The sequence below is a fragment of the Kitasatospora sp. NPDC058190 genome (assembly GCF_042883685.1).
In the GTDB taxonomy this organism is placed as follows: Bacteria; Actinomycetota; Actinomycetes; order Streptomycetales; family Streptomycetaceae; genus Kitasatospora.
Map to the genome: position 1 here is coordinate 17,470 of NZ_JBHVVI010000078.1, position 26,377 is coordinate 43,846.

The following is a 26,377-nucleotide window of genomic DNA, read 5'->3' on the forward strand; positions in this document are numbered from 1 at the left end:
CAGCTCCGGTACAAATACCGCGTCACGCCGGCGCCAGGCCGGCGCCCGGCCGTTCCTGGGCGAGCAGGGTCGGCGGCTGACGGCGGCTCACCGTAGGGCCCCCTCGGCGCGGGCCCGCTCGTCCGCGCGGGCCCGGGCCCGGGCGCGGGTGCGGACCTCGGCGACGGCGGGGCAGGTGGCGTAGACGCGGGCCAGGTGGGCGAGGTGGTCGGCCTCGCCGTCCAGGGCGCGCGGCGGGTCGGCCTCCGCGACGGCCCCCGTAGCCGCCACCGACGGGTCGGCGGGGTGCGGGCCGGCGCCGGCCGCGGCGCGTTCCAGGGCGGCGGCCAGGGCCGCGGCCTCGGCGGTGGCGGCGGCGTGGGAGGAGGACGGCGGGAAGCGCCGGGTGGCGAGCTCCAGCCACTCGGAGGCGCGCGGGTCCAGGTGCTGGCGCAGGATCAACCGGGCGTCGTGGATCTCGATGATCCGCCGGTACAGCGCGAACTGGGGGTCGCGCGGGGGCAGCGGCAGGCGGCGGGCCGGGTCGAGGGCGATCTCGGGCAGCACGGTGTGCAGGTCGCGCCAGAGCGGGGCGAGCGCCCGGTAGCGGCGGTGGGCCCGCAGCCAGCCGCGCACCGCCTCCGACACGGCCGGCCACAGCGTGCTGCCCAGCCCGGCCGCGATCAGCGCCGCGCACAGCGCGCCCAGGACGGCGCACAGCGTGTCCTCGGGGCCGTCCTGGGAGCCGGTGGTGGCCGCGCGCAGCACGTCGTCCACGCTCCAGGCGTTCCACAGCAGTCCGGCCGCCAGCCCGCCGGTGAGCAGCCGCAGCCCGGTGCCCAGCCGGCCGGGCCCGGCGGTGCGGGCGCGCCGGACCAGTTCGCGCAGCAGCGCGGTCAGGCACAGCGCGGTGTGGACCATGCCGACGGCGGTGTAGCCGGCCAGCGCCAGGCGGGCGGACAGGGCGGGCGCGACGGTCAGGCTGTCGCCGGACAGCCGGGGCGCGGCGACGGCGATCAGCACCACCCGCAGGCCCAGCACCACGCCCAGCAGCGCCAGCCGGGAGCGCACGGCGCGCCGTGCGGGCTCACCGCGCAAGGGCCCCCCGCGCAGGGCCTCACCGCGCAGGGCCTCACCGCGCAAGGGCTCACGGCGCAAGGGCTCACGGCGCAAGGGCTCGTCTCGTACGGGCCCGCCGGGCAGGCGATGCCCCGGTACGGGCTCGGTCGTGCGCAGCGCCAGCGCGAGCAGCCGGATCGCCGCGGCCGCGCCGTCCCGCAGGGCGTCGCCGAGCACGATCGCCGCGATCGCGAGCACCGGCACCCCGGCGTCCTGCACCGCCCGTACGGTCGGCGGGGCGAGCACCAGCAGGGCGGCGCCCAGCAGGGCCGTCCCGTAGCAGGTGTGGCGGGCGGCGGCGCGCGGGTTGATCCGGCTGCGGGCGAAGTGGGCGGCGCTGAGCACGAAGAACAGTCCGACCGGGTAGAGGGCCAGTTCGCTCACGGCCGCCGTGCCTCCGGTCCGTCGGCGGACAGCAGAACGCCCAGCGCGTCCAGGGAGCCCGGCGAGCCGGGAGCGGGCCCGGGCGGCCCGGCCGCGTCCGCCCGCGCCGCCCGGCTCAGGATCAGCGAGGCCAGCAGCTCCGCCTCGCGCTCCTGCGGCTCGTCGTAACGGGTGCGCCCCAGCACCCGCCGCACCAGCGCGGGGGACAGGTGCGGCAGCAGCGCGGCGGCCGGGTCCAGCGGCGCGGAGCCGGCGTGGTCGAGCATCAGGTGGGCGATCTCGTGCACCAGGATGTGCCGCTGGTGCAGCGCGCCGGTGTCCGCCGCGTAGACGATGTAGTCCGCCTCCTGGGTGGAGACCAGCAGCCCGCACGGGGCGTGCGGGCGGGCCGCCACCGGCAGCAGCTCGATCGGCCGCCCGCGCCGCGCGGCCAGCCGCTCCAGCAGCACCGCCGGGTCGAACGGGCGCGGCAGCTCCAGCTGTTCGGCCATCCGCCGGCAGCGCCGCAGCGTGGACCGGCGGCCCCGGCCACGCCGTAAGTCATCCCACAAGCGGAGCTCCCGTTGCTGATTCCGTGGTCAGGTCTCTCCTCAGGGCGAGGGGCGCCTGCGCGCCGCGTCCCGGCGGGCGATGACGTCGACCAGCTCGCTGACGGTGTCCAGGCCCTCCGGCGACAGGCCCACCGCCCGCAGTGCCAGGCTGCGCACGCCCGCGTCGCGCAGCGCGCCCAGCAGCGCCAGCTCCTTGGCGATCTCGGCGCCCTGCCGTTCGTCGAAGAAGTAGGCGGGCGGGACCTGGAAGAAGTGGGCCAGCGCCTCCAGGTGGCGCTTGGTCGGGTTGTCCCGACGCCCGGTGCGCAGCTGCCACAAATAGGTGGTGGAGAAGGACTCCCCGGTCGCCTCGCGGCAGGCCCGGGCCACCTCCTCGTTGGTGTACTGCTCGCGGTCGGGGCGGCGGACGGTGTGGAACAGCGCCTCGATCCGGGCCGAGAGCCCGCTCACCTCCCCGGGTCCGCCCGACTCCGCGGACCCGCCCTCCGGACCCTGAGGCCCCTGCGGTTCCTGAGTCCGCACCTGAACGACGTCCCCCGTCGACTCCGCCATGCCCCACCTTCCTCGCTCCGGGCCCTCCGCGTCGCGATCCCGACGGGGCAGGGCCGGCCAGGTCACGATAGCCGAAGGCCATCAGCTGGCGTGGATCCGAAGATACCCACTATCAATGCCAGTTGACCCGCGTGGCGTCGGCCGACATCCGGGAAAGCCGGTCCGCGGGCACCGCCGACCCCTCGCCGGCACGCCATCACATTCACGCGTGTCGACGACACTTGACGTTCCCCCTCGGATCGTCCGAACGACCTCTTCGCCCCGGTGACGTGGCCGACTCCCGCGAGAGCGCGCGGCATCGACACCTCGAGCCCGCCCCCCGCACCGCCACGGCCACGGCCGCGACCGCCCGTACCGCCCGGCCCACCGGGTAGGCCGGCTGATGCCCGGGCACCGCTAAAGTCGCAGGTGAGCACCCCCGAGCCCGCCCGAGGAGACCCCGCCGTGCCGACCGAGTCCGCCGCCGCCCCCGCCGCCCGCCCGCACACCGCGCGCCTGGGGCTGGGCACCGCAGCCGTCGGCCGGCCCGGCTACATCAACCTCGGGCGCCAGGCCGACCTGCCCGCCGAACGCACCGTCGAGGCGCTGCGCGAGCGCACCCACGCCCTGCTCGACGCCGCGTACGCGGCCGGGGTGCGCTACCTCGACACCGCCCGCTCCTACGGCCGCGCCGAGGAGTTCCTCGCCCAGTGGCTCACCAAGCGTCCCGAGGCGGCGGCCGAGGTGACCGTCGGCAGCAAGTGGGGCTACACCTACACCGCCGACTGGCGCACCAGCGGGGTCGCCGCCCACGAGGTCAAGGAGCACTCGACGAAGGTGTTCGACCGCCAGATCCGCGAGACCCGCACCCTGCTGGGCTCGCACCTGGACGTCTACCTCGTCCACTCGGTCACCCCCGACAGCCCCGCCCTCACCGACCCCGCTCTGCACGGGCGCCTGGCCGTCCTCGCCGCCGAGGGCGTGCGGGTGGGCCTGTCCACCAGTGGCCCGGCCCAGGCCGACGCCATCCGCCGGGCCCTCGACGTCACCGTGGCCGGCCGACCGCTGTTCACCGCCGTCCAGGCCACCTGGAACCTGCTGGAGACCTCCGCCGCCCCCGCCCTCGCCGAGGCCCACCGGGACGGCTGGCTGGTCGTGGTCAAGGAGGCCATGGCCAACGGCCGCCTGGCCGGCCGCAACGCCACCGGCCCCGACACCGCCGCCCTGCGCACCCTCGCCACCCGCACCGCCACCACCCCCGACGCCCTCGCCCTCGCCGCGGCCGCCGCCCAGCCCTGGGCCGACATCGTCCTGTCCGGCGCCGCCACCCTCGACCAGCTCACCTCCAACCTGGCGGCGGCCGACCTGCGCCCCACCCCCGAGGACCTCACCGCCCTCGCCGCCATGGCCGAGCCCGCCGACGCCTACTGGCGCACCCGCTCCTCGCTGCCCTGGGCCTGACGGCCGGTCGGTGCGGGACCGAAAACCCGTGGCGGCGGCCCCGGCACCTCCAGGACGCTCGGCCCGTGGACGTGAACTTCGACGGGGCCACCCCGGTGCCACGGATGCTGCTGCTCAGCGAGTTCCTGCTCCACTCCGACTTCCACGTCGGACTGGACGAGCCGGTGTTCGTCGCGGCCGGCGACCGGCTCGCCCACGAGAAGGGCGACCTCGTGGTGACCCGCCCGACCGGCGAGCGCCACAGGCACCGGGCCGGCAACAGCTACTGGATCTGCAGCCGGGAGGGGAGCGGGATCGGGCTCGGCGTTCGGTGGTGACGAAGGACTGCCGAGCGGCGGGGCCGGGCGCCGGTGTCGGTGGACGTCGAACTCCCCGGTGTCACCGCTGCGTCCTCGGAACGGTGGGGACCGATCCGGAGACGAACAGCGGCTCCGACGAGACGATGTTCGGATGGCCTGCGGGGCGCGATTGGCCGGCTCCACCCGGACCAGGCTCCCCACCGCCGTTCCTTTGGCCCGGCGGAAGGTCAGCAGACGGTCTTTCCGGCAGCGCAGGGGGCGTAACCCGTGGACCCGGCGTGGGCCGCCGCTGTGACGGCCGCACGGTGGGCGACCCTCTCGGCACGGGCAACGGCGAAGTAGACGTCGTCGGCATAGCGGCCGCCGCCGAAGCCGTCGCCGTCGCCGAAGTAGTAGCCGTAGTCGTACGAATAGCCCACATCGACGGCCGCCCAGTGGGCGACGTCCGCGGCACGGGCAACGGCATAGTAGGCGTCCTCGGCGGCGCGGACGACGGCAGCGGCGCTCGGGGAGCCACTGGCGTTGTGCGCGCTGGTGTCCGTGTCACCTGCCGGGGCCGCGGTGACACCGTGTTCGGGGGCGGGCAGTGCCTCTGCCCGCGTTGCTGTGCCAACGGCTATGCGCCCGGACGGGACGGCGACGGCCGGTACAGCGGAAACCAGAACCCCTCCCAACGCAGCGGAAACCACACCCACCCGCACAGCGCGAAGTGAACACCCTCTCATCGCCAAACCCTTCCACTCTTCCACGAAGCACATCGGGAAGCGGGCACCAGGCCCCAGCACGACAACCGCACTCGGGAAAACACAGGTCACACCGCCGCAGGCGGACTGCCTGCTCCTCCACTGTCAAATACCGCGCCCGCCCCCGCCATCCCCGCCACCCATCCGGGGCCCGGACCTGGGCGCCGCCGTCGGCGACCTCCACGCATTCGCCGCCCTGGCCGCCGAGGGTGCTCCTGCGCCAGGTGATCGGGGCGCTGCCGCTCACTGCGGTGCCCTCCCGGACGAGCGGGGAAGTGGGAAGTCGGCGAGGCCGACCTCCCATGCGCGGGCCGGGCTGGTGCGGATGTCGCTTCCCCGGGACCAGAGTTCCCCGATGTGCTCGGCGAAGCGGTCGAACATGCCGTTCTCCTCGCTGCGCCGCAGGTGCGGCAGCGGCGAGTCGTGGCCGACGGTACGGGCCGGGTGAGGGGTGACGAGGGCGGCCGGCGCGCGACCCGACCGGCAGCCCCGTTGTCAGTCACCACCCCTACGGTGGGCGCATGACCTGGCCTTTCGATGTCGCCCCGCCCGTACCGCTGCCGCCCGGCCGTTCCGTCGTCGCCGACGAGGGCGACGGGCGGCCGATCCCGCTGTGGATCAGCGACGCCCCCGCCCCCACCGGCCTGTGGGCGCAGCTGCACCGCGCCCACGCGCAGAGCGGACTGTGGCCGCTGCTGCTCAGCCCGCTGAACGACGTGGATCCGGACTTCCGGCCCTGGCTGTCCGGCGAGCTGGACCCGGGCCGCGCCTCCGACCCCGCCGAGCACGACCCGGCGGCGGTGCTGCGCGAGTGGTGGGAGCCGGGCGAGGACCTCGAACCCGAGGACACGGAAGAGGAGTTCGAGGCCCTCGCCCCCTACGGCGCCGCCTGGCCCGGCCTCGCGCCCGCCGCCACCGTCCCCGACGGGGCCGCCGACGCCGAGGCCCGGGGGCTGGCCGGGGCACTGCAGCCGGGGCGCAACGTCCGGCTGGGCCTGGTGCGGGCCGCCAGCGGGGCCGAGGCGCTGGTGGCGTGCGGGTGGGCCGGCCCGCTCAACCACGACAACGACATCGCGAAGATCGCCGCCGTGCTCGCCGACTGGGAGCGCCGATTCGGCGCCCAGGTCGTCGAAGTCGGCTTCGACACCCTGCAGTTGAGCGTGGCAGCGCCGCCCGCGACCCTCGCCGAGGCGCTCCCGCTGGCCGCCGAGCACGCCGCCTTCTGCCCCGACCAGATCCACCAGAGCGCCGGCACCCTCACTGCCTACGCCGAGCAGCTGGTCGCCTCCCGCCACTGGTACTTCTGGTGGGACTGACCGGTCAGTACTGGGCGCTGGGCGCGTCCGTGGTCGGCCCCAGGTCCGGCTGGTCGCGCAACTCCACCGCCTCGCCGTGGAGTTCGAGTTCCAGCACGACCACCTCGTTGTCCCCGGCGCGCCACAGCGGCGCGGGGGCGTAGAGGGTGCGCTGCGGCCCCTCCGCCCGGTAGCGGCCGAGCAGGAAGCCGTTGACCCACAGCAGCCCGCGCCCCCAGCCGGGCAGGGCGAGGAACGCGTCGGCGGGGGAGTCCAGCCGGGCCGTGAAGCGGTGGAACACCGGCTCCCCGTCAGCTGCCAGGGCATCGCCCGAGAAGCGCAGCGCGGACAGGTCGGTCAGCGCAAGCGGCCGGATCTGCCAGCCGAACAGCCGCTGGTGCCCGTGCGAGACGCCGCGCGTGATGCCCTTGCGGTCGTCCATCTGCGGGCCGTAGTTCACCCGCCCCAGCGCCTCGACCAGGATGTCCAGCTGCACCCCGCCCTCCCCGACGGCCAGCGGCAACACCGTGCCGGGGGAGTTGCGCTCCAGCGTCCCGAGCGGGCGCCCGTCGGCGAACACCTGCGCCCGGTCGGCCAACCCGTCGATGCGCAGCGGCAGTTCGGGGCGCGGCCCGGGTACGCGGGTGCGGTAGTGGATCAGGCCGCGGTCCTGCCCGACGGCCTCCATCGGCAGCGGCGCCGCCCGCTCCACCGGCTGCGACAGCGCGTCCAGGTTCGCCGACAGCGCGGCCCGCCCCTCGGCGGGCGCCAGCCGCTGCGGGACCACCCGCGCCGGCTCGGGCGGCAGTTCGCCGTCCGGCAGGTCCACGTAGCGGCCGATGACCTCGCGCAGCGCGTGGAACTTCTCGGTCAGCTCGCCCGCCTCGCCGATCGGCGCGTCGTAGTCGTAGCTGGTGACGGTCGGCTCGTAGCCGGCGTCGTACGGGTGGGCGCCGGAGTGGTTGGCGCCGGACCACAGGCCGAAGCTGGTGCCGCCGTGCGCCATGTAGAGGTTCACGGAGGCGCCGGTGGCCAGCAGTTCGTCCAGCGAGGCGGCGGTCTCCTTCGGGTCGCGGACGTGGTGCGGGCGGCCCCACTGGTCGAACCAGCCGATCCAGAACTCCATCGCCGCCAGCGGCCCGTCCGCCTGGTGGCGGCGCAGCAGCGCGAGGCGCTCGGGGGCGCGCGAGCCGAAGGTCGCGGTGGCCAGGTGCCCGGGGATCGCGCCGCCCTGCTGCATGGTGTCATGGGCGCCGTCGGCGGTGAACAGCAGGCAGTCCACCCCGCGCCGCACCAGGCCGTCGCGCAGGTGGCGCAGGTAGGCGGCGTCGTCGCCGTAGCTGCCGTACTCGTTCTCCACCTGCACCGCCACCACGGGCCCGCCCCGGCTCGCCAGCAGCGGCAGCAGCTCGGGCGCCAGCGCGTCGAACCAGCCGTCCACCTCGGCCAGGTACGCCGGGTCCGCGCACCGCAGCCGCAGCCCCTCCACCGCGAGCAGGCGGGCCGGCAGCCCGCCGAACTCCCACTCCGCGCAGATGTACGGGCCCGGGCGCAGGATCACGTCCAGCCCCAACTCCCCGGCCAGGCGCACGAACCGCCCCACATCGCGCCACCCGGTGAAGTCCACCTCCCCGGCCCGCCGTTCGTGGAAGTTCCACGGCACGTACGTGTCGACCGTGTTCACCCCCAGTGCCCGCACCCGCCGCAGCCGGTCCTCCCACAGATCGGGATGCACCCGGAAGTAGTGCACCGCCCCGGCCACCACCCGGTGCGGCACCCCGTCCCGCAGGAACCCGCTCCCGTCGAACCTCAGCATGTGCAGCCCGCCTTCTCTTCGGAGACCTCCGGCACCGCCCGAGCCTAGACGAGCGGCATCACCCCCGGTCATCGGTTCCCTGCCGTGCGTGTTTCCGCTGTGATCTTCAACACTCAGGGCCGATTGTCTCTTTATCTGTCCACTGACAATCAGATATATCTGCTCCCGTTTCATTTGCCGCTCCTTGACTGTCTGGTGGGTTTCCCGAGTGCTGCGCCGTCCCCTGGCAATCCTGCTGGCCATGACCATGGTCGTCCTCGGAACAGCCGAAGGGTCGGCGTTCGCCGAGACCCTGCAGCGCCAGACCGTCGACACCGCGCCCGCCGACCCCGGCCCGCGACCCAAGCAACAGCAGGGCAGCGCCGAGGGGCGCGGCCACGACGCCACCACCGCCGCCACCAGCGCGAAGGACGGCTCCGGACGCAAGGACACCGCGCCCGCCCCGGGCGAGCTGCCCGAGGAGAAGACCGGGGGCACCGCACCCGCCCAGGACCTCGAGCCCAAGCCCGCCGCGCTGCCCGCCACCGAGGCCAAGCCCGCCGACAAGCCCGCCGCCAAGCCCGCCGGCAAGGTCGACCCGGCCAAGAGCTTCAATCCGGCCACCAGCAAGGAACTCCCCGAAAAGCGCACCGCGCAGCAACGCACTTTCCAGAACACCGACGGGACCTTCACCACCCGCAGCTATCCCGAGCCGGTCAACTTCCGCCGCTCCGACGGCTCCTGGGCCGCCATCGACACCACCCTGATACCCGCCGGCACCGCCACCGCCGGCCGCGCCGCCCCCGTCCAGAACGCCTGGACCACCACCTCCGCCGAGCAGCAGCTCAAGCTCGGCCTCACCGCTGACGCCGACCCGCTCGTGCAGCTCCAGCTCGCCGACGGCATGTCCGCCGGCTACAGCCTCCAGGGCGCCGCCCCCGTCCAGGGCACCGTCCAGGGCAGCGCCATCACCTACACCGAGGCCCGCCCCAAAGCCGACGTGACGATCATCGCCGGAAGCTCCTCCTTCAAGGAGAACCTGGTCCTCAAGGACGCCACCGCGCCCACCGAGTGGGTCTTCCCGCTGCGCCTGCAGGGTGTCACCGCCTCCCTGGACGCCGACGGCTCCGTCCAGTTCACCGATGCCGCCGGCACCCTGCGCGGGCGCATGCCCGCCGGCTGGATGCAGGACTCCGCCTTCGCGCCCAACACCGAGGAAGGCGCGATCACCGGCGGCGTCACCTACGAGCTCGTCCAGCTGTCGGCCGGCGGCCAGGCTCTCAAGGTGAAGCTGGATGAGGCCTGGCTGCACGCCCCCGAGCGCGTCTACCCCGTCAAGGTCGACCCGCAGATCTCCTCCGTCCGGGCCCTGGAGACCACCTACGCCTACTCCAACTACAACCAGGACTTCTCCGGCGACACCGTCCTCAAGGTCGGCACCAACGACGGCGGCGGGCACCAGGCCACGTCGTTCATCAAGTTCACGGGCATCGAGGACACGCTCAGCAACGCCACCATCCTCAGCGCCCGCCTGAGCCTGTACAACGCCTGGTCCTACAGCTGCACCCCGCGCACCGTCACCGTCCACCAGGTCACCTCCTACTGGGCACCCTGGTCCGTGCGCGCCACGAACGCCCCCGCCACCGGCCCCGCCCTGGCCGCCCCCTCCTTCGCCCACGGCTGGCGCCCCAGCTCCTCCAGCGCCTGGGCCTGCCCCGAAGCCTGGGAATCGATCGACCTCGGCGCCGACGGCCGCAACCTGGTCAACTCCTGGACCCACCACTGGACCGCCAACTACGGCCTGGCCATCAAGACCGACGCCTGGGACAACTACTCCTGGAAGCAGTTCGGCAGCGTCAACATGTCCGGCGGCCAGCCGTCCCTGGACGTCACCTGGTCCCGCTACGGTGCCGACTACGAACTCTGGGGCCTGCAGCAGCCGGTGACCGCCACCCAGGAGGGCATCGTCCGCCTGCGCGTGTGGAACCGCGGCATGGACACCTGGACCCCCACCAGCAACTACAAGATGTCGTACCTGCTGTACGACCAGTGGGGCAACAACATCACCAACTACGGCACCAACATCGCCTGGACGTCCATGCCGGGCGACGTCCCCCCGGGCGGCAGCGCCGTGGTCGACGCGCACATCCGCGCCCTCCCGCAGGGCGCGTACACCGTCGCGTTCACCATGGACCAGTACCAGGTCAGCAACTTCTGGGTCGACGCCTACGTGCCGCCGATCAGCATCCAGATCTCCTCCGTCAACGTCCCCCCGTACATGACCCGCCTCGCCCCGCCCTCGGGCACGGTCGTCTACCAGCTCCAGCCCACCCTCACCGCCGAGGGCGTGGACCCCGATCGGGCCCCGGCCCCCGACGTGGACTACCGGTTCGAGGTCTGCCGGGTCGTGGGCGGGGACGCACGCGTGGACTGCCACCAGTCCTCCTGGCACCAGCCGTCCAGGTTCGTCGTGCCCGCGGGATGGCTGACCTGGAACGAGCAGTACGCCTGGTACGCGGAGGTCGGCGACGGAGCCGCCTCCAGCCCGCAGACCCAGGCCTCCTACATCCGCACCGTCCTGCCCCAGCCCAACCAGTACACCACCAGCGCCGACGCCGGACGCAGCGTCAACACCGCCGCCGGCAACTACACCACCGCCGCCACCGACGCCGCCCTGCCCACCGTCGGCCCCGAGCTGTCCGTCACCCGCAGCTACAACTCCCTCGACCCGCGCACCGACGGCGTCTTCGGCGCCGGCTGGAGCACCCCCTGGGACATGCGCATCCAGGTCGAGTCCAGCAACTGGCTCGCCCTGCCCGGCAACGTGCTGCTCACCGCCGCCAACGGCTCACGCGCCCGCTTCGGCTGGGACCCGGGCAAGAACGCCTACGTGCCCGGCGGCGGCATGGCCGCCGACCTGCGCAAGGTGGACGGCGGCGGCTGGACGCTCACCGACCGCGCCGGCAAGGTCCACACCTTCGGCGCCGACGGAAAGCTCACCCGCGTCACCGACGTCGCCGGCCACACCCAGGACCTCGTCTACGACGGCGGCCGCCTCGTCCAGGTCAAGGACACCGCCTCCGGCCGCGCCCTGATGCTCGGCTGGACCGGCAACCACGTCACCTCCGTGGCCGCCGCAGGATCCACCGGCGGTTGGTCCTACCAGTACAACGGCGACCAGCTCACCAAGGTCTGCCCGCCCGGCGTCGCCCTGGCCGCCCCCACCGGCTGCACCGGCTACGAGTACGGCACCGGCTCGCGCTACCGCACCGCCGTGCGCGACGCCGGCCCCAGCGGCTACTGGCGCCTCGGCCAGGGCGACGGCAGCACCCTCACCAACGACGCCCAGGTCAGCGACCGCGCCCCGGCCACGGCCACGGACGTCACCCCCGGCGCCGACGGCGCGCTGACCGCCAGCGGCAACCAGGCGATCACCTTCAACGGCCGCTCCACCTCCTACGTCGAGCTGCCCAACCGCGCCATCAGCTCCTCCGTCAACCGCAGCGTCGAACTGTGGTTCCGCACCAGTTCCCCCGGCGTCATCCTCAGCTACCAGAACCGCGCCATGGGCGAGACCCCGTACAACGTCGTCCCCGCCCTGTACGTCGGCACCGACAACAAGCTGCGCGGCAAGTTCAACAGCCCGAACGCCCCCGTCACCAGCACCAAGGACGTCACCGACAACACCTGGCACCACGTCGTCCTGGCCGGCGCCCGCGACAACACCGCGATGTTCCTCGACGGCGCCCTGGTCGACACCACCCCCGGCGACATCGACCACCTCAACATGGACCGCGCCTACCTCGGCGGCGGCTACACCGGCAACTGGGCGGGCAACTGGCCCGCCAGCAACGGCGGCTGGTCCTGGTTCACCGGCCAGATCGCCGAAACCGCGATCTACGACTACCCGCTCACCGAACAGACCGTCGCCGAGCACTACGCCCTGCGCACCGGCAGCGCCCAGCTCACCAAGACCACCCTGCCCAGCGGCCGCACCAGCGCCCAGGTCACCTACGACGCCACCACCGAGCGCGTCACCAAGATCACCGACGCCGCCAAGGGCGACTGGAAGATCTCCGAACCCACCTACAGCGGCGGCTCCTTCCTCTACAGCAACGCCGTCAAGGCCTCCGCCCCGGCCGGCTACTGGCGCCTGGGCGAACGCGACGGCGCCAGCGCCGCCAGCGAGGTCGGCAACGGCCTGGCCGGCACCTACGGCGACGCCGTCGCCAAGAAGGCCCCCGGCGTCTTCGCCCCCACCGACGACACCGCCGCCCGCTTCGACGGCTCCGCCAAGTCCCAGATCGAGATCCCCCAGGACGTCCTGCACGCCAAGACCGAACTCGCCGTCGAACTCTGGTTCAACACCACCACCCCGGGCGTGCTGATCGGCGACCAGAGCCGCACCATCGACGACCCGAACGGCGTCGGCGGCACCTGGACCCCGGTCATGTACATCGGCAGCGACGGCAAGCTGCGCAACCGCTTCTACGGCAGCGCCGACACCACCCTCGCCTCCCCGAACGCCGTCACCGACGGCACCTGGCACCACGCCGTCTTCTCCGTCCAGGGCACCGTCCAGACCATCTACCTCGACGGCCAGATCGTCGGCGTCCAGAACGGAACCGTCGACCACCAGCAGAACAGCCACACCTACATCGGCGCCGGCTTCGCCCGCTCCTGGCCCGCCTCCCCGGGTGACATCAGCCACTTCACCGGCACCATCGACGAAGTCGCCATCTACCAGCACCCGCTCACCGACAGCGACGTCGTCGCCCACTACCGCGCCCGCAGCGCCCAGGTCGGCGGCCAGGGCATCGGCTACCGCGGCTCCGTCGTCGCCGACTCTCCCGGCGGCTACTGGCGCCTGGACGAGACCGGCGGCACCACCGCCGCCAGCGAGGTCGCCGCCATCAAGGGCAACGGCACCTACGCGAGCGCCGTCAAACCCGGCACCACCGGCGTGTTCGGCCCCGGCGACGGCCACGCCGCCGAGTTCAACGGCACCAACACCTCCTACGTCGAGGTGCCCGCCCAGATCCTGCGCAGCCAGACCGACCTCGCCGCCGAACTGTGGTTCCGCACCAGCGGCACCGGCATCCTCCTGGACCAGGCCAACAACACCAGCGGCAACACCGTGCCCGTCCTGTACGTCGGCACCGACGGCAAGCTGCGCGGCATGTTCTTCGGCGCCACCAACGGCCCGATCACCTCCGCCGGCACCGTCACCGACGGCTCCTGGCACCAGGCGGTCATCAGCGCCGCCCAGGGCACCCAGTCGCTGTACCTGGACGGCACCCTGGTCGGCACCGCCTCCGGCACCGTCAACCACCTCGACATGGACCGCGTCACCCTCGGTGGCGGCTACCTCGGCAACTGGCCCGCCGGCAACGGCGGATGGTCCTGGCTCACCGGCCAGATCGACGAGGCCGCCATCTACCAGCACCCGCTGAGCGCCGAGCGCGTCGCCGCCCACTACCAGGCACGTTCCGCCTCCTCGGCCACCGAACTGGCCTCCCGCGTCACCCTCACCGACCCGGCCGGCAACACCACCACCGACATCCACGACGCCACCCGCGGCAACCGCCTCATCTCCCGCACCGACGAGGCCGGCAACACCACCAGCTACACCTACGACACCGGCGGCTTCGTCCACACCGTCACCGACCCCAACGGCCACTCCACCGTCAGCGGCCAGGACGCCCGCGGCAACACCGTCTCCCTGACCACCTGCCGCGACGTCAACTCCTGCTGGACCTCCTACACCAGCTACTACTACAACCCCGCCAACCCGAACGACCCGCGCAACGACAAGCCCACCGAGACCCGCGACGCCCGCTCCGCCGGCCCCGGCGACACCACCTACCGCACCACCGTCGCCTACAACGCCCTCGGCCTGCCCGAATCCACCACCCGCCCCGACGGCCGCACCACCCACACCGCCTACACCACCGGCACCGAGCCCGCCTACAGTGGCGGCACCACCCCGGCCGGGCTGCCCGCCAGCGACACCACCGCCGCCGGCGCCGTCACCACCTACACCTACTACTCCACCGGCGACCTGGCCCGCACCACCCTGCCCAGCGGACTCACCCTCACCTACGGCTACAACGCCGCCGGCCGCAAGACCTGGTCCACCGAGACCTCCGACGCCCAGCCCGCCGGCGTCACCACCACCTACGAGTACGACGACCTCGGCCGCCAGACCGCCCAGACCGGCCCCAAGGTCACCGACGCCGTCACCGGCGACACCCACCAGACCAAGGCCACCGTCGCCTTCGACGCCGACGGCCGCCCCACCAGCAGCACCACCGCCGACATCGCCGGCACCGACGGCTCCCGCACCACCAGCAGCAGCTACGACAGCGCCGGCCGCCCGGAGAGTGACACCGACGCGATGGGCGGCGTCACCCGCTACGGCTACGACGCCCTCAGCCGCCGCGCCTCCGTCACCGACCCGCTCGGCCAGGTCACCCGCTACACCTACACCCCGCGCAGCCAGCCGGCGACCACCGTCGTCGAGGGCTGGAACGGCGACGGCAAGGGCGTGCGCGACCTGACCCTGGAATCCCGCGCCTACGACCCCGCCGGCCGCCTGGCCTCCCTCACCGACGCCATGGGCGCCGTCACCAGCTACACCTACTTCGACGACGGCCTGCCCGCCACCGTCACCGCCCAGAGCGTCACCCAGGCCGACGGCACCACCCACTCCATCGTCCTGGAAACCGACGAGTACGACGGCGCCGGCCACCTGGTCAAGCAGACCACCGGCGGCGGCCGCACCACCGCCGTGCGCACGATCGACCCCTCCGGGCGGGTCACCCAGACCGTCCTCGACCCGGCCGGCCTGGGGCGCACCACCACCCTCGGCTACGACGCCGACGACCGCGTCACCACCAGCACCCTCAAGGTCAGCGACACCGAGAACAGCGTCCAGACCAACACCTACGACACCGCAGGCCGCCTGACCCGCAGCCAGCTCGCCTCCTCCGCCGGCGGCCCCACCGCGCTGAGCACCTTCAGCTACGACCAGCGCGGCCTGCTCACCGCCGCCACCTCCCCGAACGGCAACGCCCCGGGCGCCGACCCGGCCGCCTACACCGCCACCTTCCAGTACGACGGCCTCGGCCGGCAGACCGCCGCCACCGCGCCGCCGATCGCCGCCGAGAGCGGCGGAGCGGCCGCCACCACCGTCCGCCCGACCACCACCACCGGCTACAACGCCTTCGGCGAGGCCGTCTCCACCAAGGACCCGCTCGGCCAGGTCACCAAGATCGCCGTCGACCCGCTCGGCCGCGTCACCGAGACCCGCCTGCCCTCCTACACCCCGCCAGGCGCCACCACCGCGCTCACCGCCGTCAGCCGCGTCGAGTACGACAAGCTCTCCCGCGTCACCGCCACCACCGACCCCGCCGGGCGGCGCACCACCTTCGGCTACGACCGACTCAGCCACCAGGTCCAGCGCGTCGACCCCAACTCCACCGGCGGCCTCCAGCCCCCGATGGACGACAACCCGCCCACCTGGGCCGCCACCTGGACCCCCACCGGCCTCCAACTGTCCGCCACCGACCCGCTCGGCGCCCGCACCGAAGCCACCTACGACCAGCTCGGCCGCACCCTCACCGCGACCGTCGCCGAACGCCAGCCCACCCCCCAGAACCTGACCACCAAGCTCACCTGGGACGACGCCGGCAACCTCGCCAACCTCACCACCCCGGCCGGCAGCACCAGCAGCGCCACCTACAACCCCGCCGGCCAAACGCTCACCAGCACCGACCCCCTCGGACGCGTCAGCAAGGCCGAATACGACGGGGCCGGCCGCGCCGTGCGCACCATCGCCCCGCTCGGCGAATCCGTGCGCACCCGCTACGACGCCCTCGGCAACCCCACCGCCACCGACGACCTCGACCCGTCCGGCACCGTGCTGCGCACCACCACCGCCACCTACGACCTGGAAGGGCGGACGCTCACCAGCACCAGCCCGGCCACCGGCGCCGTCACCAGCACCGCCTACGACGCGCTCGGCCGCCCGGTCAAGCTCACCGAACCGGTCGCCGCCGGCCAGAACATCACCACCACCTTCGGCTACGACGCCGCCGGCCACCGCACCCGCCTGACCGACGGCAAGGGCAACACCACCGTCTACACCTTCAACACCTGGGGCCTGCCGGAGTCCACCGTCGAGCCGGCCACCACCGCTCACCCGGCCGCGGCCGACCGCACCTGGACCACGAGCTACGACGTGGCCGGGCAGGCGGTGCGCAGCACCGAACCGGGCGGCGTGGTGCGCACCAGCACCTACGACCCGCTCGGACGCCTGGTGCACGAGAGCGGCACCGGCGCGGAGGCCGACACCGCCGACCGGGAGTTCGCCTACGACAAGGCCGGGCACCTGATCCGGCACAACTCCCCGGCCCTGAACGGCCAGAACTACGCGTACAACGACCGCGGCCTGCTCATCAAGGCCGGTGCCGACCTGACGCTGCCCGCCCAGACCTGGGAGTACGACGCCGACGGGCGCGTCACCAAGCGCACGGACAAGGACACCGACCTGACCGTCTTCGGCTACAAGGCCGACGGCCAGCTCGACTGGGCCAACAACCCCAAGCTCAAGACCAAGAACTGGTACGGCTACGACGGCGACGGCCGCCTGAGCAAGCAGTGGTACATCCAGGCCGACCCGGTCGACACCAGCAAGGACCAGGTCATGTCCGAGCGGCGTCTGAGCTACGACCCGCTCGGTCGCCTGGCCGGCGACCAGCTCGTGGCCGTCGGCGGCACCGGCACCCCGCTCGCCGGCACGGCCTACGAGTACGACCTCGACAACCGCCTGACCCGCAAGACCGTCAGTGGCGGCGCCACCGACCCGGTCAAGGACAACCGCTACGGCTACGACCTGGCCGACCGCCTCACCTCCTGGACCGTCGACGGCACCACCACCGCCTACACGTGGGACGCCGCCGGCAACCGCACCGGGAACGGCACCGCCACCGCCTCCTACGACGAGCGCAACCGCCTGCAGTCGGACGGCACCAGCACCTACCGCTACACCCCGCGCGGCACCCTGGCCGCCGTCACCACCGGAACCAAGGAGGACACCCTCGCCGACGACGCCTTCGGCCGCCTGATCACCGAGGGCACCACCAGCTACACCTACGACGGCCTCGACCGCGTCGCCAGCCGGGGCGCCGCCCGCTTCAGCTACGACGGCGGCTCCAACGAGCTGACCGGCGACGGCACCTGGACCTACGCCCGCGACACCGCCGGCAACCTGCTCGGCGCCGCCAACGCCACCAGCAGCGTGCGCCTGCGCACCGACCAGCACACCGACGTCACCACGACCCTGGATGCCAACGGCGCCACCGTCACCGGCTCCACCACCTACGACCCCTTCGGCAAGCCCACCGCCACCAGCGGCACCGGCACCAGCCTGGGCTACCAGAGCGGCTGGACCGACCCGAGCAGCGGCGACGTCAACATGGCCGCGCGCTGGTACCGCCCGGGCACCGGCGGCTTCACCAGCCGCGACTCCGCCCTCCTGGACCCGACGTCCTCCGCCCGGGCCAACCGCTACACCTACGCCAACGGCAGCCCGCTGAACGGCATCGACCCCACCGGGCACGAAGTGCCCAAGGGCGGCGCCGGTGGCGAAGGTGGTGTCGGTGGCGCCGGCGAGCCCGTCGTCCCCGGCCCCGAGGTCGTTCAGGAGGCGCCCGCCAACAACAGCTACCAGGGCATCGATTTCGCCAACAACACCATCACCATCAGGCAGGGCCAGACCGCGGGCAGGCCCCGGGCCTCCCAGGCATACGCCGACGAGGTCAACTCCTACACGGGGAAGGCCCCGACCAACAATCCCTACACCTCGGCCTACACCAACCCGTCGGGCTACGTCGGGTACTACGGCTCGACGGCGGACGGCTCCTACGACCTCAGCGAGTACTACCAGGAGAAGTGGGAGGCCCGGCACCGCCCGAGGCCACTGCCCTCCTCGTCCTACAACCCGCAGGACCCGACCGGCCAGCCGGTCGAGGACGAGCCGAGGCCCGTCGGACGCGCCCGCCCCCACTCGTCGGGCGGCACGTGCAACACCTGCCGGCGGCCCACGTCACCCGTGCGCCCCGCCGTCTTCCACCAGGAGCCCCCCAAGCCCCTGTTCGACAAGACCCGCGCCGCCGTCGAGCGCCCCGCTCCCCAACTCGACTGGACCCCGCCGGACCCGAACCAGGCCCCCACTGTCATCGCGGCCTCCTACAGCTCCGCCGACCTCTCGGCGATGCTGACGGCCCAGCAGAACGTCACCCCGGCCGTCGTGGCGTCGGCCCCTGGCCCCCAGCCGGGAGAGGACACGGATCGGCCCCCCGGCAGTGACTGCCGCAACGGGTTCGGTGGTGGCTGGCGTCTCTACTCGCCGGTCGACGCGGGCAACGGCGGTCGTGCCACTGGCGTGGAAGCCTGTCTCGACAAGGCATTCGTCGAGACACACAACAAGGGCAAGGACATCGCGACCAAGCCGTCCGGACCCAACGCAGTCCTCCCGCCGGGCCACGTGTGGGCAGCCACTTTCACCTGGTGGCTCGGGCACAACGACACCAGCAACTGGCGCAACATCTGCCATCTGCTCGCGGGTTCCCTTGGTGGTGAGGGGACGGCGTACGAGAACATCGCCAGCTGTTCCCGTACGGCCAATTCGACCCCCATGGGCGGAAGCCCGGCCCACCACGTCGACAACATGGCCCATTACGAGGACCTGGTCAGGAAGGCCGTGAACGCAGGGCAGGTCGTGCACTACTGGGTGACGCCCAAGTACGCCGGGGGCGGAGTGATTCCCGTCGGGTTCCAGATGAAGGCTTCGGGATACAGTTCGACCGGTGGTACCGAGCTCTTCTTCGACAGCTTTGTTCCCAACGACATGTACAGCTTCTCGGACATGAAGTGGCACAACATGGGTGCGTATTCGCCAAGCGGATGGGTGGAATAGCGTGAACAGCAATACCTATGGCACATCGGATGCCGTGGCGGAAATCATTCGGCGAGTGTCACGTCCCGGCCCGACCCGTGGCGAGGACATCGACTGGACCGCGGCCGATGAAGCGTACGGTGTGTCGTTCCCGGCTGATTACCGGTCCTTCGTGGCGGCCTTCGGCAGCGGATCGATCGAGGACTCGCTGAACTTCGTCACACCGGCCGTTCACGGGGAACCGTTGCGCGGGGACTGGGTTTCACGGATCTCCGAGGCGGCGTTGGCGGACAGTGCGCTGCGGCATTGGAGCGATCCGTCGCTGGCGGGGGTCTACCGCTTGGAGGACATGCTCATCTGGGGCACGACCGCGGGCGCGGACACCCTCTGCTGGGCCACCACGGATCCTGATCCGAACTGCTGGCCGGTCGCTGTCTACAAGAGGGTCGATGCCGAATGGTCGGTGTACCCCTGTGGGATGGCTGAGTTCTTGCTCCGGCTCCTGCGTGACGACTTCGAGGAGTGGCCCTTGAGTGATCTGTCCCTTCCGGACATTCCGGTACCCCGCTTCCTGCACTACAAGGACCAGGCGGCGGCCCGGGACCGCTTCGAGGATCCTTGGACGTGAGGGGATCCCTCGGCTTGAGCCGCCGATCTTGCTCGGTTGGGATCCCCGGCGGCCTCGTGGTGCGGCACTGGCGACAGCTGCGCGCCGTCCCCGCCCGGCGCGGACGCCGGGCGGGGACGGGGGAGTTCAGGGCTGATGGGTGGTGATGGTGATCGGGTGGGCGGTCCAGTCGGTCATACCGCCGACGTAGAGGGTGGTGCTCCAGCTGCCGCCCCGGGCGAGGCAGCGGGCGACGCCCTGGCCGCCACCGGGGCCGATGCAGATCCGGATGAAGTCCCGGTGGGCCTCCCGGACGGGGAGTTCGCGGACGCGCTCCCAGAGGACGGGCAGGGCATGGTCGAGGCCGGGGAAGAGGGCGGGCGCCATGATGCCGGTGATTCCGGCCCGGACGACGGTGGTCACGCGGCGGCCCCCTCGGGGGTGATGTGGCACCAGACGAACTTGCCGATGCCGCCCTCGCGCGGGGAACAGCCCCAGCTCTGGGCCAGCTCGTGGACGAGGAGCAGGCCCCGGCCCCTCTCGGCGGAAGCGGGGGCTTTGCGGAACGCGGGCTTCTCGCTGTCGGCGTCGTGCACCTCGATGCGGAGGGTGTCGTCCGGGGTGAGGCGGAAGTGGACGTGGATCAGGCGGTCGCGCGGGACCCGGGCGTGCTGGACGGCGTTGGTGACCAGCTCGCTGACGAGCAACTCGCCGGTCGACAGGAGGAGTTCGCCGACGGGGAAGGGGGCGAGGAAGTCACGGAGCCGCTGCCGGGCGACACCGGGGGAGGTCCGGCACCGGGGCAGTCGGCAGGCCTTCTCGGTGGGGGTGGGGGAGGGGGAGTCGGTTTCAGGCATGGCGGAGCCACCTCCGGAGTGTGCGGGGTGAGACGGCTGAGGAAGGCATGGGAATGCCCGGGTGATGAGCCCGCCATGATCACTTTATGTCGAGTAGCGGACTACGGTGAGTAGCATGCTCCTGGAAGCTTCCATGGTGCAAGTCTTCACTTTGAAAGCCGAACAAGATTGTTGTCGAAGGTGAGATGGGGGCAGACTGGCAGATCACAGAAGAGGGGAGGTCGCGGGCTGTGCCCACGAACAGGAATCCGACAGTGCGTCAGCGCCGGTTGGCTCGAACGCTCAAGGAGCTGCGGACCGGGGCGAACCAGACGATGGCCCAAGCTGCGCGCCATCTGGCATGCGCCGAGAGCAAGATCAGCCGTATCGAGGCCGCCCAGTCCGGCATTCGGTTGGTGGACCTCAGGCTGTTGCTCGACCTGTACGGAGTGACGGATTCGGAGGCCAGGGACCGTTTGGAAGTCCTGTCACGCGAGGGTCGTCTTCGTGGGTGGTGGGACCGGTACTCGGACACTCTGTCGCCGCACTATGCCGACTACATTGCACTGGAGTCCGATGCGTCGGACATGTACAGCATCCAAACTTTCCTGGTGCCAGGGATCTTGCAGACCGAGGACTACACCAGAGCGGTTGTGAGGGCGCAGATAGAGGATGCGACGCCTGACCAGATCGAGACTCTGACGAAGGTGCGCCAGGAGCGTCGCTCAGTCCTCACCAGGGACCTGCCGCTGCGGGTGTGGGCCGTGATCTCGGAGTCTGCACTGAGGCATCAGGTCGGTGGTTCGACGGTCATGCGGGAGCAACTTCTCTCCCTGGCGGCCTCTGCCGAACGCCCTAACATCAACGTCCAGATTCTGCCTGAGGCGTCGGAGGTTCACGCGGCGCTCTTCGGGCCGGTCACCATCCTCGGCTTTCCGGAGACTGCTGAGACGGATGTGGTGTACGTCGACAGCCTCCTCAGCACTCTGTACCTTGAGGAGCCCGACGAAGTCTTCAAGTACACCAATCTGTTCCGCCGTGCGCTGGCGGAGTCGCTTCCCCGCAATGAATCGATCGCGCTCATCGGGCGCGTGGCGAGTGAGAAGGTCTAGGGATTGTGAGCGAGTTCTCGCCGTATGGCGCTGAAGGGCTTGAGTGGCGGAAGTCCTCGTTCTCTGGTGCGCAGAGCGAATGTGTGGAGATGGCCAGTGGTGTGACTGGCGTTGTGCCGGTCCGGGACTCGAAGGACCCGGACGGGCCGACCCTGCTCTTCCCGGCCGATGCCTGGTCCTCGTTCCTCGCGGGGGTCAAGGGCGGGGAGTTTCCGGCCAGCTGAAGCAGCAGGGGCGCCCCGCACGGGCTGTGGCCGTGCGGGGCTTCTGCCTGCTGCGCCGGGGCGGGCCCAGGGCCGGGAGGTGGTCGGCCAGGAGGAGGGCACCCGCTCCCGGCTCCTACGTCCCCCTGCCGATACGTGACTGATTCGGCCCCTGCCCCCCGCGCCCTACTGTCGGAGACGTCAGACGGAAACGCCCACGACGAACCCTCCAGGAGCAAGCCATGACCGCCTACGCGATCGCCCAGGTCCACTCGGTCGAGTTCGGCCCCGACATCGTCGAGTACCTGGAGCGCATCGACGCCACCCTCGACCCCTTCGACGGCCGCTTCATCGTCCACGGCGGCACGTACGAGACGGTGGAGGGCCGCTGGGGTTCGGGCGGGACGATCGTCATCGAGTTCCCCGACCACGAGCGGGCCCGGGCCTGGTGGGACTCGCCCGCCTACCGGGAGATCCTGTCGCTGCGCACCCGGCACATGGTCGCCGACATCATCCTGATCGAGGGCGTGCCGGCCGGCTACCGCGGGGCGGACGCGCTCAAGCACTGATGTGCCGTCAGGACTCCAGCCGCTCGCGCCACCACGCGATCGTCGCCGCGAGCTGCTCCTCCAGCGGTGTGGCCCGGACCGCGAACGCCGCCTCGTAGGCGGAGGCGTCCACGGTGAACGGGCGGTCGAACTGGTAGCGGACCTCGCGCAGTTCGCGCAGCAGCGGGGAGAACAGCCCGGCCACGCCCAGCAGGACGGGGGACAGGCGGCGCACCGCGACCGGGCCGGCGCCGGCCTCGGCGGCCAGGCGATCGACCATCGCGCGCACCGACAGGGCGGGGGTGGTGGGCGCGTGCCAGGCCCGGCCCCAGGCCCGCTCGTCGCCCGCGACCTCGACCAACGCCCGGGCCACGTCCGGCAGGTAGGTCCAGCTGTGCGGGGTGTCCGGGTCGCCGAGCACCGCGACCGGACGGCCCTTCAGCAGGCCCGGCATCGCCCGGGCGGCCAGGTGGCCGCCGTCGGTGACGCCCGGTCCGAAGAAGTCCGAGGCCCGCACCTCCACGGCCCGGATCCGCCCGGCCTCGTGCAGCGCCCGCGCCTGCTCCCAGGCAGCCGCCCGCACCCGCCCCTTGGGGCCGCTCGCGGCCAGCGGCAGGTCCTCGGTCATCGGACGCTCGACCGGGCCGTAGCCGTACAGGTTGCCGAGCATGACCAGCACCGCGCCGCTGTCCTCGGCCGCCGCGCACAGCGCGGAGTTGAGGGCGGGCCAGCGCTGGGTCCACTGCGGCAGCGGCGGTGCGGCGCAGCCGTAGAGCGCGACGGCGCCGCGGGCGGCCCGCGCCAGTCCGGCGGGGTCGCTCGCGTCGAGGGCGAGGTGTTCGACGCCCTCGACGGCCTGCCCGGCGGGGCGTCCGGTGCGGGTGACGACCCGGACCCGGTGGCCCTGTTCGGCCAGCAGGCGGGCGGTGGCGGCCCCGGCGGGCCCGTGTCCGACGACCAGATGGAAGCTCATCCGCCCACCCTAGCGGCGTACTTGACCAGGCGGGACACGCCTTCGGGCGGGGTCCGGAGGCCCGGACAAATACCTGGTATGGCAAAAGTAAAAGAGGATCTATGCTGTGGGGCGTTCATGATCCCTTCACATGAAGAAGACAGGTTCCGCTACATGAAGCTGCCCCGGGTGTCCGCCGTCGTCGCGGCCGCCGTCCTGGCCCCCGCCGTGCTGTTCCCCTCGACGGCCTCGGCCGCCGACGCCCCCCAGCCGGCCGGCGTCTCCGGCCCTGACACCGCCTCGGGTTCGGCGCCGGACGCCGCCCCCACCGAGGGCACCGACGGCCAGGAGCAGCGCGACCGCGCCGAGATCCAGCGGATCCTGGCCGACAAGGAGACCGGGCCCGGGGTGCGCGAGGCGGCCGAGAAGGCCCTCAAGGGCGGTGCGGCCGAGCTGCGGCACTTCCTGGAGGTCGATCTGGCCAAGCAGCGCGGCGACGACCTTCGGGTGAAGGTGTCCCAGATCATGGCCTCCGGCGGCCCGGCCGTGCGCGCGGCGGCCGGCAAGGCGCTGGACGGCGGCGACGCGGACATCACCAAGTTCCTCAAGGAGGGCTGGCCCGCCGCCCAGGCCGAGGACCAGGACCGCGCCGAGATCCAGCGGATCCTCGCGGACAAGGAGACCGGGCCCGGGGTGCGCGAGGCCGGCGAGAAGGCCCTCAAGGGCACCGCCGCCGAGATGCGGCACTTCCTGGAGACCGAGCTTCCCCAGCAGCGCGCCATCGACAACCGGGTGAAGGTCGCCCAGCTCATCGCCTCCGGCGGCCGCGCCGTGCGCGAGGGGGCCGTCAAGGCGATGAACGGCAGCGACGCGGACATCACCAAGTTCCTCAAGGAGGGCTGGCCCGCCGCCCAGGCCGAGGACGACCGCGTCGCGGTGCTGGTCGTCCTGGCCGACAAGAACATCAGCCGGGACACTGCCGAGGCCGCCCAGAAGGCGCTCAACGGCACCCCGGCCGACGTGGCCCACTTCCTGCAGGTCGAGCTGCCCAAGCTGCGCTCCGACGACAACCGGGTGAAGGTCTCCCAGATCATGGCCTCCGGCGGCCCGGCCGTGCGCGAGGCGGCGGGCAAGGCGATGGACGGCAGCGACGCCGACATCCTGGCCTTCCTCAACGAGGGCTGGGCCAAGGCCCGCGCTCTGGACGAGGCCGCCGCGAACAAGCCCGCCGACAAGCCCGCCGACAAGCCGGCCGACAAGCCCGCCGGGCAGCAGGGCCAGGGCACCCAGCAGCCGCAGACCGTCCAGCCGGCCGCCCTGACCGGCACCACCACCGACGCCACCGGCTCCGGCTCCGGCGCCGCCGCCGCCGCGGGTACGGGTACCAGTACGGGCGTGGGCGTCGAGGCCACCGCCACCCGCACCGGCACGCTCGCCGCCACCGGCACCGACGGGCTCGGCTGGGAGGCCGGCGGCGCCGCCGCGGCCGTCGCCGCCGGGGCCGCGCTGGTCGCGATCTCCCGTCGCCGCTCCGCCGAGAGCTGACACCCCCGTACCTCCCCGGCCGTCGCCGCCGTCACGGCGACGGCCGGGGATGCGCTTGTCTCAGCCGCCGGGCCGCTCAGTCCCCGGCGCCGCCGTCCCCGCCGCTCACACTCCTGCGCCGCCTGCGCTGACGGCGCCGACTGCGCTCAAGGTGCCGCAGCGCCTCTCCCGCGCCGAGCGTGACGGCCGCGACCACGCGCACCCAGCGCGGCCCGCCGCGCTCGGCCCACACCACGCACCCGCACCCGGCGACGACCAGCACCAGTAGCGCCACCAGTACCGCACCGATCACCGCGGTCACCCCTTTCCTCTTCCGGCCCACCCGGTTCGGCCGCGAACACCCCACTGTGCCAGGATGCGCACCCGAAAGCCCTGATGATCGACTGAACGACCCGAGGAGTCACCCGTGGCCACTGCCCGGTTCGCCACCCTGCACACCACGGCCGGCCCGATCCGGCTGGAACTGTTCCCGTTCCACGCGCCGAAGACGGTCCGCAACTTCGTCGAACTCGCCGAGGGCACCCGGGAGTACACCGACCCGCGCACCGGCGAGCCGGGCAGCGGCCCGTACTACGACGGCACCCTGTTCCACCGCGTGATCGCGGGCTTCATGATCCAGGGCGGCGACCCGACCGGCACCGGCACCGGCGGCCCCGGCTACGCCTTCGCGGACGAGTTCCACCCGGAGCTGTTCTTCACCAAGCCCTACCTGCTGGCGATGGCCAACTCCGGCCCGGGCACCAACGGTTCGCAGTTCTTCATCACGGTGGGCGCCCCCACCCACCTCAACCGCCGCCACACCATCTTCGGCCAGGTCGCCGACGCCGCCTCCAAGGCCGTCGTCGACGCGATCGCCACCACGCCCACCGAGGACGACCGCCCGGTCGAGGACGTCGTCGTCACCTCGGTCGAGATCACCTACTCCTGAGCACCCGGTCGGAACCGTGATGGACCCTCAGCCGATGCCGGCCTTCCCGCCCCGCCCCGTGCGCGGCGTGCGGGCCCGCTACGTGTTCCAGGCGGGCTGCCCGAGCGACGTCGCGGACGCCACGGTGGACTTCGAGCCGTGGGAGGAGGGCCTGCACCTGGAGGTCGCCGCAGGCGCCACCGTGCGCGGCGACCCGACCCCGGAGGACCTCGCCCGCTACCACGCCGCGCTGGCCGAGGGCGTCCGCCTGGAACTGGCCGACCAACTGCCCGGCGTCCCGGTGGCGTTGGCGCTGGTGGTGCAGCACACCGTCGTGCACGACGTGGACACCAGCGAGCACTCCTACCGCAGGGCCGGGCGCCTGGCCGTGCGCGAGGTGCTCGCCCACCTGGGACTGCCGGTGGACGGGCAGACGCCGAGCCGCCGCCCGGCCAAGCGCGGGCGGCGGCAGGACGGGAGCTGACGGCCCGGGCCGGCGCACCGCGGTGCGCCGCGTCCCCACCCGCTCGACGCCGGCCCAGGCCGACCG

At 72.6% G+C, this 26,377-nt stretch carries 20 protein-coding genes and 1 pseudogene; 11 read left to right on the plus strand and 10 right to left on the minus strand.

The window, feature by feature from the left end; all coding sequences use genetic code 11:
* Positions 1–87: 87 nt before the first annotated feature.
* From ACFVWU_RS29900 to ACFVWU_RS29910, 3 genes are all read right to left on the minus strand, one after another.
* Positions 88–1,482: an MAB_1171c family putative transporter gene (locus tag ACFVWU_RS29900; protein WP_387626738.1), complete on the minus strand. Its 1,395-nt coding sequence runs from the start codon at positions 1,480–1,482 to the stop codon at positions 88–90.
* Positions 1,479–1,973, minus strand: a complete 495-nt coding sequence (locus ACFVWU_RS29905) for a ParH-like protein (protein ID WP_387626740.1) — start codon at positions 1,971–1,973, stop codon at positions 1,479–1,481. The genes ACFVWU_RS29900 and ACFVWU_RS29905 overlap by 4 nt, the downstream gene beginning before the upstream one ends.
* Before the next feature lie 99 nt (positions 1,974–2,072).
* A complete protein-coding gene (locus ACFVWU_RS29910) occupies positions 2,073–2,483 on the minus strand; it encodes an XRE family transcriptional regulator (protein WP_387626742.1) in 411 nt (136 codons plus the stop codon).
* A 546-nt stretch (positions 2,484–3,029) separates the two neighbouring features.
* Between ACFVWU_RS29910 and ACFVWU_RS29915 the strand changes: the two genes are divergently transcribed.
* On the plus strand, positions 3,030–4,025 hold the full coding sequence (locus ACFVWU_RS29915; RefSeq protein WP_387626744.1) for an aldo/keto reductase: 996 nt from the start codon (positions 3,030–3,032) through the stop codon (positions 4,023–4,025).
* Positions 4,026–4,090: 65 nt separating this feature from the next.
* Complete coding sequence (locus tag ACFVWU_RS29920; RefSeq protein ID WP_387626746.1) at positions 4,091–4,342, plus strand: hypothetical protein; 252 nt, start codon at positions 4,091–4,093, stop codon at positions 4,340–4,342.
* A gap of 209 nt (positions 4,343–4,551) precedes the next feature.
* Here ACFVWU_RS29920 and ACFVWU_RS29925 read toward each other — a convergent pair whose 3' ends face one another.
* Both ACFVWU_RS29925 and ACFVWU_RS29930 read right to left on the minus strand, forming a co-directional pair.
* Entirely contained in the window at positions 4,552–5,073 is a 522-nt protein-coding gene (locus ACFVWU_RS29925; protein WP_387626748.1) for a hypothetical protein, read from the minus strand.
* A 237-nt stretch (positions 5,074–5,310) separates the two neighbouring features.
* Positions 5,311–5,529: pseudogene (locus ACFVWU_RS29930) on the minus strand (hypothetical protein); the annotation flags it as partial.
* 59 nt (positions 5,530–5,588) lie between these two features.
* Between ACFVWU_RS29930 and ACFVWU_RS29935 the strand changes: the two are divergent.
* Positions 5,589–6,383 carry a DUF4253 domain-containing protein gene (locus ACFVWU_RS29935; RefSeq protein WP_387626749.1) on the plus strand — a complete coding sequence of 265 codons (795 nt, stop codon included), beginning with the start codon at positions 5,589–5,591 and terminating at the stop codon, positions 6,381–6,383.
* Between the two features lie 4 nt (positions 6,384–6,387).
* Here ACFVWU_RS29935 and ACFVWU_RS29940 read toward each other — a convergent pair whose 3' ends face one another.
* Positions 6,388–8,178 (minus strand): beta-galactosidase family protein, encoded by a 1,791-nt coding sequence (locus ACFVWU_RS29940; RefSeq protein ID WP_387626751.1) that lies wholly within the window; start codon positions 8,176–8,178, stop codon positions 6,388–6,390.
* 241 nt (positions 8,179–8,419) lie between these two features.
* On the opposite strand from ACFVWU_RS29940, the gene ACFVWU_RS29945 reads away from it, so the two are divergent.
* Positions 8,420–19,138: a LamG-like jellyroll fold domain-containing protein gene (locus ACFVWU_RS29945; protein WP_387626753.1), complete on the plus strand. Its 10,719-nt coding sequence runs from the start codon at positions 8,420–8,422 to the stop codon at positions 19,136–19,138.
* Between the two features lies 1 nt (position 19,139).
* Positions 19,140–19,745 carry a hypothetical protein gene (locus tag ACFVWU_RS29950; protein ID WP_387626755.1) on the plus strand — a complete coding sequence of 202 codons (606 nt, stop codon included), beginning with the start codon at positions 19,140–19,142 and terminating at the stop codon, positions 19,743–19,745.
* A gap of 126 nt (positions 19,746–19,871) precedes the next feature.
* Here ACFVWU_RS29950 and ACFVWU_RS29955 read toward each other — a convergent pair whose 3' ends face one another.
* Both ACFVWU_RS29955 and ACFVWU_RS29960 read right to left on the minus strand, forming a co-directional pair.
* Positions 19,872–20,147 carry a hypothetical protein gene (locus tag ACFVWU_RS29955; RefSeq protein ID WP_387626757.1) on the minus strand — a complete coding sequence of 92 codons (276 nt, stop codon included), beginning with the start codon at positions 20,145–20,147 and terminating at the stop codon, positions 19,872–19,874.
* On the minus strand, positions 20,144–20,581 hold the full coding sequence (locus ACFVWU_RS29960; RefSeq protein WP_387626759.1) for an ATP-binding protein: 438 nt from the start codon (positions 20,579–20,581) through the stop codon (positions 20,144–20,146). Before ACFVWU_RS29960 ends, ACFVWU_RS29955 begins: the two co-directional genes overlap by 4 nt.
* 254 nt (positions 20,582–20,835) lie before the next feature.
* Here ACFVWU_RS29960 and ACFVWU_RS29965 point away from each other — a divergent pair, with 254 nt between their 5' ends.
* The 3 genes from ACFVWU_RS29965 to ACFVWU_RS29975 all read left to right on the plus strand — a co-directional run bounded on the left by ACFVWU_RS29965 (position 20,836) and on the right by ACFVWU_RS29975 (position 22,444).
* Positions 20,836–21,672 (plus strand): helix-turn-helix domain-containing protein, encoded by an 837-nt coding sequence (locus tag ACFVWU_RS29965; RefSeq protein ID WP_387626761.1) that lies wholly within the window; start codon positions 20,836–20,838, stop codon positions 21,670–21,672.
* A 5-nt stretch (positions 21,673–21,677) separates the two neighbouring features.
* A complete protein-coding gene (locus ACFVWU_RS29970) occupies positions 21,678–21,896 on the plus strand; it encodes a DUF397 domain-containing protein (protein WP_387626763.1) in 219 nt (72 codons plus the stop codon).
* A gap of 221 nt (positions 21,897–22,117) precedes the next feature.
* The gene (locus ACFVWU_RS29975; protein ID WP_387626765.1) at positions 22,118–22,444 is read left to right on the plus strand and encodes a DUF1330 domain-containing protein; all 327 of its coding nucleotides are present in this window, start codon (positions 22,118–22,120) and stop codon (positions 22,442–22,444) included.
* Between the two features lie 7 nt (positions 22,445–22,451).
* Here the strand turns inward: ACFVWU_RS29975 and ACFVWU_RS29980 are convergent, their stop codons facing one another.
* Positions 22,452–23,396, minus strand: coding sequence for an NAD-dependent epimerase/dehydratase family protein (locus ACFVWU_RS29980; RefSeq protein ID WP_387626767.1), 945 nt, complete (start codon positions 23,394–23,396; stop codon positions 22,452–22,454).
* 153 nt (positions 23,397–23,549) lie between these two features.
* Between ACFVWU_RS29980 and ACFVWU_RS29985 the strand changes: the two genes are divergently transcribed.
* On the plus strand, positions 23,550–24,920 hold the full coding sequence (locus ACFVWU_RS29985) for an ALF repeat-containing protein (protein WP_387626769.1): 1,371 nt from the start codon (positions 23,550–23,552) through the stop codon (positions 24,918–24,920).
* Positions 24,921–24,996: 76 nt separating this feature from the next.
* On the opposite strand, the gene ACFVWU_RS29990 is transcribed toward ACFVWU_RS29985, so the two are convergent.
* A complete protein-coding gene (locus tag ACFVWU_RS29990) occupies positions 24,997–25,212 on the minus strand; it encodes a hypothetical protein (RefSeq protein ID WP_387626781.1) in 216 nt (71 codons plus the stop codon).
* A 114-nt stretch (positions 25,213–25,326) separates the two neighbouring features.
* On the opposite strand from ACFVWU_RS29990, the gene ACFVWU_RS29995 reads away from it, so the two are divergent.
* On the plus strand, positions 25,327–25,848 hold the full coding sequence (locus tag ACFVWU_RS29995) for a peptidylprolyl isomerase (RefSeq protein WP_387626772.1): 522 nt from the start codon (positions 25,327–25,329) through the stop codon (positions 25,846–25,848).
* A gap of 34 nt (positions 25,849–25,882) precedes the next feature.
* Positions 25,883–26,311: a hypothetical protein gene (locus tag ACFVWU_RS30000; protein WP_387626775.1), complete on the plus strand. Its 429-nt coding sequence runs from the start codon at positions 25,883–25,885 to the stop codon at positions 26,309–26,311.
* The last annotated feature ends 66 nt before the right edge of the window (positions 26,312–26,377 follow it).

Coding starts and splice junctions, on each gene's coding strand:
- ACFVWU_RS29985 (WP_387626769.1), top strand. CDS start 23,550: ATGAAGCTGCCCCGGGTGTCCGCCGTCGTCGCGGCCGCCGTCCTGGCC.
- ACFVWU_RS29945 (WP_387626753.1), top strand. CDS start 8,420: ATGACCATGGTCGTCCTCGGAACAGCCGAAGGGTCGGCGTTCGCCGAG.
- ACFVWU_RS29935 (WP_387626749.1), top strand. CDS start 5,589: ATGACCTGGCCTTTCGATGTCGCCCCGCCCGTACCGCTGCCGCCCGGC.
- ACFVWU_RS29905 (WP_387626740.1), bottom strand. CDS start 1,973: ATGGCCGAACAGCTGGAGCTGCCGCGCCCGTTCGACCCGGCGGTGCTG.
- ACFVWU_RS29975 (WP_387626765.1), top strand. CDS start 22,118: ATGACCGCCTACGCGATCGCCCAGGTCCACTCGGTCGAGTTCGGCCCC.
- ACFVWU_RS29940 (WP_387626751.1), bottom strand. CDS start 8,178: ATGCTGAGGTTCGACGGGAGCGGGTTCCTGCGGGACGGGGTGCCGCAC.
- ACFVWU_RS29960 (WP_387626759.1), bottom strand. CDS start 20,581: ATGCCTGAAACCGACTCCCCCTCCCCCACCCCCACCGAGAAGGCCTGC.
- ACFVWU_RS29980 (WP_387626767.1), bottom strand. CDS start 23,396: ATGAGCTTCCATCTGGTCGTCGGACACGGGCCCGCCGGGGCCGCCACC.
- ACFVWU_RS30000 (WP_387626775.1), top strand. CDS start 25,883: ATGCCGGCCTTCCCGCCCCGCCCCGTGCGCGGCGTGCGGGCCCGCTAC.